This window comes from Caloramator sp. CAR-1 (assembly GCF_030546345.1).
In the GTDB taxonomy this organism is placed as follows: Bacteria; Bacillota; Clostridia; order Clostridiales; family Caloramatoraceae; genus Caloramator; species Caloramator australicus.
In genome coordinates this window covers 40,950-46,995 of sequence record NZ_JAUONW010000048.1, presented here as the reverse complement: position 1 = coordinate 46,995, position 6,046 = coordinate 40,950, and the positions used below count along the sequence as shown (strand labels likewise).

The 6,046-nt window shown below is 36.1% G+C and carries 6 protein-coding genes; 5 read left to right on the top strand and 1 reads right to left on the bottom strand.

The window, feature by feature from the left end; genetic code table 11:
* Nucleotides 1–419, bottom strand: a 419-nt coding sequence (locus tag Q3V94_RS13180; RefSeq protein ID WP_303528425.1) for a UPF0236 family transposase-like protein, incomplete at its 3' end; no start/stop codon positions are given.
* A gap of 230 nt (nt 420–649) precedes the next feature.
* On the opposite strand from Q3V94_RS13180, the gene glpK reads away from it, so the two are divergent.
* The 5 genes from glpK (at nt 650) to Q3V94_RS13155 (ending at nt 5,893) form a co-directional block, all read left to right on the top strand.
* Nucleotides 650–2,146 (top strand): glycerol kinase GlpK, encoded by a 1,497-nt coding sequence (glpK, locus tag Q3V94_RS13175; RefSeq protein WP_303528422.1) that lies wholly within the window; start codon nt 650–652, stop codon nt 2,144–2,146.
* 125 nt (nt 2,147–2,271) lie between these two features.
* A complete protein-coding gene (locus tag Q3V94_RS13170) occupies nt 2,272–3,696 on the top strand; it encodes an NAD(P)/FAD-dependent oxidoreductase (RefSeq protein WP_303528420.1) in 1,425 nt (474 codons plus the stop codon).
* A 13-nt stretch (nt 3,697–3,709) separates the two neighbouring features.
* Entirely contained in the window at nt 3,710–4,969 is a 1,260-nt protein-coding gene (locus Q3V94_RS13165; protein ID WP_303528417.1) for an NAD(P)/FAD-dependent oxidoreductase, read from the top strand.
* Entirely contained in the window at nt 4,966–5,328 is a 363-nt protein-coding gene (locus Q3V94_RS13160) for a DUF1667 domain-containing protein (RefSeq protein ID WP_303528415.1), read from the top strand. Before Q3V94_RS13165 ends, Q3V94_RS13160 begins: the two co-directional genes overlap by 4 nt.
* A gap of 10 nt (nt 5,329–5,338) precedes the next feature.
* On the top strand, nt 5,339–5,893 hold the full coding sequence (locus tag Q3V94_RS13155; protein WP_303528412.1) for a glycerol-3-phosphate responsive antiterminator: 555 nt from the start codon (nt 5,339–5,341) through the stop codon (nt 5,891–5,893).
* Nucleotides 5,894–6,046 lie beyond the last annotated feature (153 nt).

The window sequence follows — 6,046 nt, the reverse complement described above, 5'->3', positions numbered from 1 at the left end:
TTACTACTTTCCTCATAGGACATATTAATTGCGTTCTCTACAAGCTTTATCTTTACTTCTTTATCTACCTTCTCATGTTTGCTTATCCCTATAATTTCATCAAGTAAATATCTATATTCCCCATTCTTCTTAGATTTGTAATACGTTCTTGCATATTCTATTTCGCCTAGCATTGTTACAATCTTTTTCTTGTCTTTCCTTTCTACTACCCATCCCTTTTTCCTTTTTTCATCTTCTTTAATCGTTTTATCTAATTCTTCTAAAAAGTCCTTTATTATGTTTGCTCCTAATTCATCAGTCATTTTTTTAACTACATCAACAAGTTTTGTTAAATCCCATTCTTTTGATATAGTTTCCTCAACATTTTTTATTAATTTAGTAGTGAAATTTATTAAATGTTGTTGTATAATATTATTCAAAAGAGACACCCCCTTATTGGTTTGTGTGTTTTTTTCACTTTTATTTTATCACAGGGGTTGTCTCTTTTAAATTTTTGTCTTTTTTCGTCCTACAATAATTTTACACTATGATAAAAATTCATAATATTGAAAAAATTAATTCATTTATGTTAAAATAATCTTGTATGGCAGAGAAGTGAGAGCCGCAATGCTACAAAGGTAGTATTGCGGCTTTTTTTGGGGGGGTTATGATGTCAAAGTATATTTTAGCATTAGACCAGGGGACGACAAGTTCAAGGGCAATAGTTTTTGATAAGGAAGGAAATATAGTTTCAATTGCCCAAAAGGAGTTTACTCAAATTTATCCAAGGGCAGGTTGGGTTGAACATGACCCGATTGAAATATGGGCAACACAAATCGGAGTTGCCAATGAGGCTATGGCAAAGGCAGGGCTTACATCAGGAGATATTGCTGCAATAGGGATTACAAATCAAAGGGAGACAACTGTTGTATGGGATAAAATAACTGGAAAGCCTATATACAATGCCATAGTTTGGCAGTGCAGGAGGACCTCGGGAATTTGTGATGACTTAAAGGATAGAGGATATGCAGATCTTATAATGGAAAAAACAGGTCTTGTTTTAGATGCCTATTTTTCAGGGACTAAAATAAAATGGATCCTGGATAATGTTGAAGGTGCAAGAGAAAAGGCTGAAAAGGGTGAGCTTTTGTTTGGAACCATTGACACCTGGCTTATTTGGAATTTAACCGGCGGAAGGGTGCACGTTACGGATTACTCTAACGCATCAAGAACTTTGCTATACAACATATATGAATTAAAGTGGGATGATGAGATATTAGAAATTTTAAACATACAAAAATCCATGCTGCCTGAGGTTAAAGAATCAAGCTGCATATATGGTTATACTGCAACAGACGTTATAGGTGGTGAAATTCCAATATCAGGGATTGCAGGGGATCAGCAGGCGGCATTATTTGGGCAAGGATGTTTTGAAAAGGGAATGGCAAAAAACACATACGGAACAGGATGCTTTATGTTAATGAATACAGGTGAAAAGCCTGTTAAATCAAAGAAGGGGCTTTTAACCACAATAGCTTGGGGTGTTGATGGCAAAGTAGAATATGCCCTTGAGGGAAGTATATTCATGGCAGGAGCTGTTGTGCAATGGTTAAGGGATGAGCTAAGGATGATAAGGACTGCAGCAGATAGCGAAGAATATGCAACGGCTGTTGAGGATTCCAACGGTGTTTATCTTGTTCCTGCCTTTGTAGGTATGGGAGCTCCCTATTGGGATATGTATGCCAGGGGAACTATCGTTGGACTTACAAGGGGTGCCAAAAAGGAACACATTATAAGGGCAGCCCTTGAGTCTATAGCATATCAAACTATGGATGTTTTAAAGGCAATGGAGGAGGATTCTAAAGTAAACTTGCAGCAGCTAAGGGTGGATGGTGGAGCTTCGGCAAATAATTTTCTAATGCAGTTTCAAGCGGATATTTTAAACGTTGACGTATATAGACCAAAGGTAATTGAAACAACAGCACTTGGAGCAGCTTATTTGGCAGGGCTTGCAGTTGGCTTTTGGAGGGATAAGGAGGAGATAATTAATAATTGGTCAGTAGACAAGAAATTTAAGCCTAATATGGAGGATGAAAAAAGAGAAAAGCTCATCAAAGGATGGCATAGGGCTGTTAGAAGGGCTCTTTTATGGGAAAAGGAGGATTGATTGGATTTATTATTTGTGATAAAATATAATTAATAGAATATTTTGGCGAGAGTTGAGAGCCATGGGAAAAACCACTTAAGGTGGTCTTTTTTCCATGGCTTAATTTGTTTTAAGGGGGCAAACTTATGTTTGATGTTATCATAATTGGGGCTGGAATAGTAGGAGTGAGCATTGCAAGGGAGCTTTCAAGATACGATTTAAAGTGCCTTGTAATAGAAAAAAGCAATGATGTTGCAAATGGCTCTACAAAGGCAAACAGTGGAATAGTTCACGCGGGTTATGATGCAAAGGAGGGGACTTTAAAGGCAAAGTTTAATGTTTTGGGAAGCCAAATGTATGAAGAAGTTTGCAAAGAGTTAGATGTTCCATACAAAAGAAATGGTTCCTTGGTTTTAGCCTTTGATGATGAAGATATGAAGCAGATTGAAACCCTTTATGAAAGGGGTTTAAAAAACGGCGTAAAGGAACTTGCGATAATAGATAAGAATACGGTTTTATCCTTAGAGCCAAACCTACAGGAAAATGTTGTTGGTGCCCTTTATGCTAAAACTGCAGCAATAGTATCACCCTTTGAACTTGCTATTGCCCTTGCTGAAAACGCAAATGAAAACGGCGTTGAATTTATGTTTAATACGAAGGTAAATAGAATATATAAAGAGAAGGATTGCTTTATAATAGAAACAAATAACGGCACCTTTGAATCTATGTATCTTGTTAATGCTGCCGGATTATTTTCAGATGAAATAAACGACATGCTGGGAGGAGAAAAATTCAGGATAATCCCAAGAAGGGGAGAATACTGCCTATTTGATAAATCTGCTGGAAATTTAGTAACAAGGACTATATTTCAACCCCCCTCAAACAGAGGAAAGGGAATATTGGTTGCGCCAACTGTTCATGGAAATTTATTTGTAGGGCCAAATGCCAGAGAAATAGATATAAGGGATGATGTTTCCACATCAAGGGAAGGAATAGAGGAGATTATAAAGGGAGGAAATAGAAGCGTTAAAAACCTAAATCTAAGGGACATAATAACCTCCTTTGCAGGGGTTAGGGCAACCCCCAGCACAGGTGATTTTGTAATAAATATTCCTACAAAAAACGCTGTTAATGCAGCAGGAATAGAATCACCAGGGTTAACTGCAGCTGTTGCAATTGCACCATATATTGTTAATCTTTTAGAAAATCAAGGATTAAGATTAAATAAAAAAGCTGCTTTTATAAACAAAAGAAAAAATACAAAGCTGTTTATTAATATGACAGAGGATGAGAAAAGAAATGCCCTTCATGAAAATAATTTATATGGAAGGATAATATGTAGATGCGAACACATAACGGAGGGGGACATTGTAAATGCAATAAAAAGGCCCCTTGGAGCAAGAACTGTAGATGGAGTTAAAAGAAGAGTAAGGGCAGGAATGGGAAGGTGCCAGGGGGGATTTTGCATGCCAAGGGTAGTTGAAATACTTTCAAGGGAACTTAATATTCCTATGACGGAAATATTAAAATCAGAAGAAGGAAGCTATATTTTAACCGGAAGGACAAAATAAAAGGGGTGGGAAAATGGAAAGGGATCTAGTTATAATCGGGGGTGGACCTGCAGGTCTTGCCGCTGCAATAGAGGCAAAGAAAAATGGAATTGATGATATACTTATATTAGAAAGGGACAAAAGGCTTGGTGGGATATTACAGCAATGTATTCATAATGGATTTGGCCTTCATATATTTAAAGAACAGCTTACAGGACCTGAATATGCTCAAAGGTTTATAGATGAGGTTGAAGCTTTAGGAATAGAATATAAATTGGATACCATGGTCCTTCATCTATCAAAGGATAAAAGAATTGTAGCGTTAAATCCTAAGGATGGATTAATGGAAATCAAAGCAAAGGCTGTTATACTTGCTATGGGATGTAGGGAAAGGACAAGGGGAGCCTTAAATATTCCAGGAAGTAGACCAGCAGGTATTTTTACTGCAGGTTCTGCTCAAAGATTTGTAAATATGGAAGGATATATGGTTGGTAAAAAAGTAGTTATTTTAGGTTCTGGGGATATAGGGCTTATAATGGCAAGAAGGATGACCCTTGAGGGAGCAGAGGTTAAAATGGTGGTTGAGATTATGCCCTATTCAACGGGATTAAAAAGAAACATAGTTCAGTGTCTTGAGGATTTTGATATTCCCCTTTTATTTAATCATACGGTTATAAAGATTCATGGGAAAAATAGGGTTGAAGGAGTTACCATAGCAAGGGTTGACGAAAATAAAAGGCCACTTGTTGGAACGGAAAAGTATATAGAATGCGATACTTTGCTTTTATCAGTTGGACTTATTCCAGAAAATGAACTATCAAAGGAAGCCGATATTGCTATAAATCCTCTTACAAACGGAGCATATGTTAGTGAACTTATGGAAACCAGCATAGATGGGATTTTTGCCTGTGGGAACGTAGTTCATGTGCATGATCTTGTTGATTATGTAACAATGGAAAGTTACATTGCAGGATATGGGGCAGCAAAATATATTAAAGGAGAAAGATTTAAAGGAGAAAAGACCTTCAAGACTATTGGGATGAATGGAATAAGATATGTGGTTCCTAATTTTATTTCACCCCAAAATGTAAGGGAAGAGGTTAATTTTTACATGAGGGTTAATGATGTCTATAAAAATGTATATCTAATAGTTAGGGATAGAGACAATGTAATATTTAGGATTAGAAAAAATCATGTTACGCCTGGAGAAATGGAGAGGATAAAACTATCTAAAGATATTCTTCAAAGGGTGAAGGATGAGCTTATCTTTGAACTTAAGGAGGTGGCAGAATGACAAAATATATGACCTGTATAAACTGCCCCTTAGGATGTCAACTTCAGGTTGAGATTAACGGAGAAATTAAAGTAACAGGGAATAAATGCAAAAAAGGCGAAGACTATGCAAAAAATGAAATCATAAACCCAACAAGAATCATAACAACAACCGTCAAGGTCAAGGGTGGAGATAGACCCCTTTTATCGGTTAAAACGGATAGGGAGGTCCCAAAGAGCAAAATATTTGATATAATGAAGGAGATAAACAAAGTAGAAGCTAAAGCGCCAATCAATATCGGAGATATAATAATTGAAAATGTTCTTGGAACCGGTGCTAATGTTGTTGCAACATCAAGGGTTGAGAGAATCAAAGATTAGGGGGCTTTGTATGAAGGAGATACTTGACGATTTAAAACAAAATCCTATCATAGCAGCAATAAAAAATATTAAGGATGTCGATTTGGTCTTAGATAGGGATGTTAAAGTTGTTTTCCTATTATGCGGGGGCATCTTAAATATAAAGGATACTGTTAAAAGGATAAAAAACAAAGGAAAAAGGGTGTTTGCCCATATAGATTTAGTGGAAGGCCTTGGGAAGGATGAAGAGGCGGTGAGATTTTTAAAATATGTCGGTGTTGATGGAATAATAACGACAAAACCTACCCTAATTAGGGCTATTAAAAATGAAAATTTAATTGCTATACAAAGGATTTTTTTATTAGATTCAAGATCCCTTGAAACCGGGATAAAAAACATTTTAGAAGATAGGCCAAATGCAGTTGAGATCATGCCAGGCCTTGCATATAAGGTGATCAAAAAAATACATCGCCACATCAATGTCCCGGTAATTGCGGGGGGATTAATTTTAGATAAAAGCGATATAGAAAATGCCCTCTCCAGCGGAGCAGTAGGGATATCCACCTCCAGCAGAGATTTATGGTAACCTCCATAATTTTGTGGAGGTTTTATTATTTTTTTTAAATTATTATATAAAATAAATATTCAAAAAACGACAAAAAGAATAAAAATTCCAAAATTTTTTACTTTTATTTCAAAAATACATATGTTAAAATTATTCTTGTTAAGTCCACTTATA

Coding starts and splice junctions, on each gene's coding strand:
- Q3V94_RS13170 (WP_303528420.1), top strand. CDS start 2,272: ATGTTTGATGTTATCATAATTGGGGCTGGAATAGTAGGAGTGAGCATT.
- Q3V94_RS13165 (WP_303528417.1), top strand. CDS start 3,710: ATGGAAAGGGATCTAGTTATAATCGGGGGTGGACCTGCAGGTCTTGCC.
- glpK (WP_303528422.1), top strand. CDS start 650: ATGTCAAAGTATATTTTAGCATTAGACCAGGGGACGACAAGTTCAAGG.
- Q3V94_RS13155 (WP_303528412.1), top strand. CDS start 5,339: ATGAAGGAGATACTTGACGATTTAAAACAAAATCCTATCATAGCAGCA.
- Q3V94_RS13160 (WP_303528415.1), top strand. CDS start 4,966: ATGACAAAATATATGACCTGTATAAACTGCCCCTTAGGATGTCAACTT.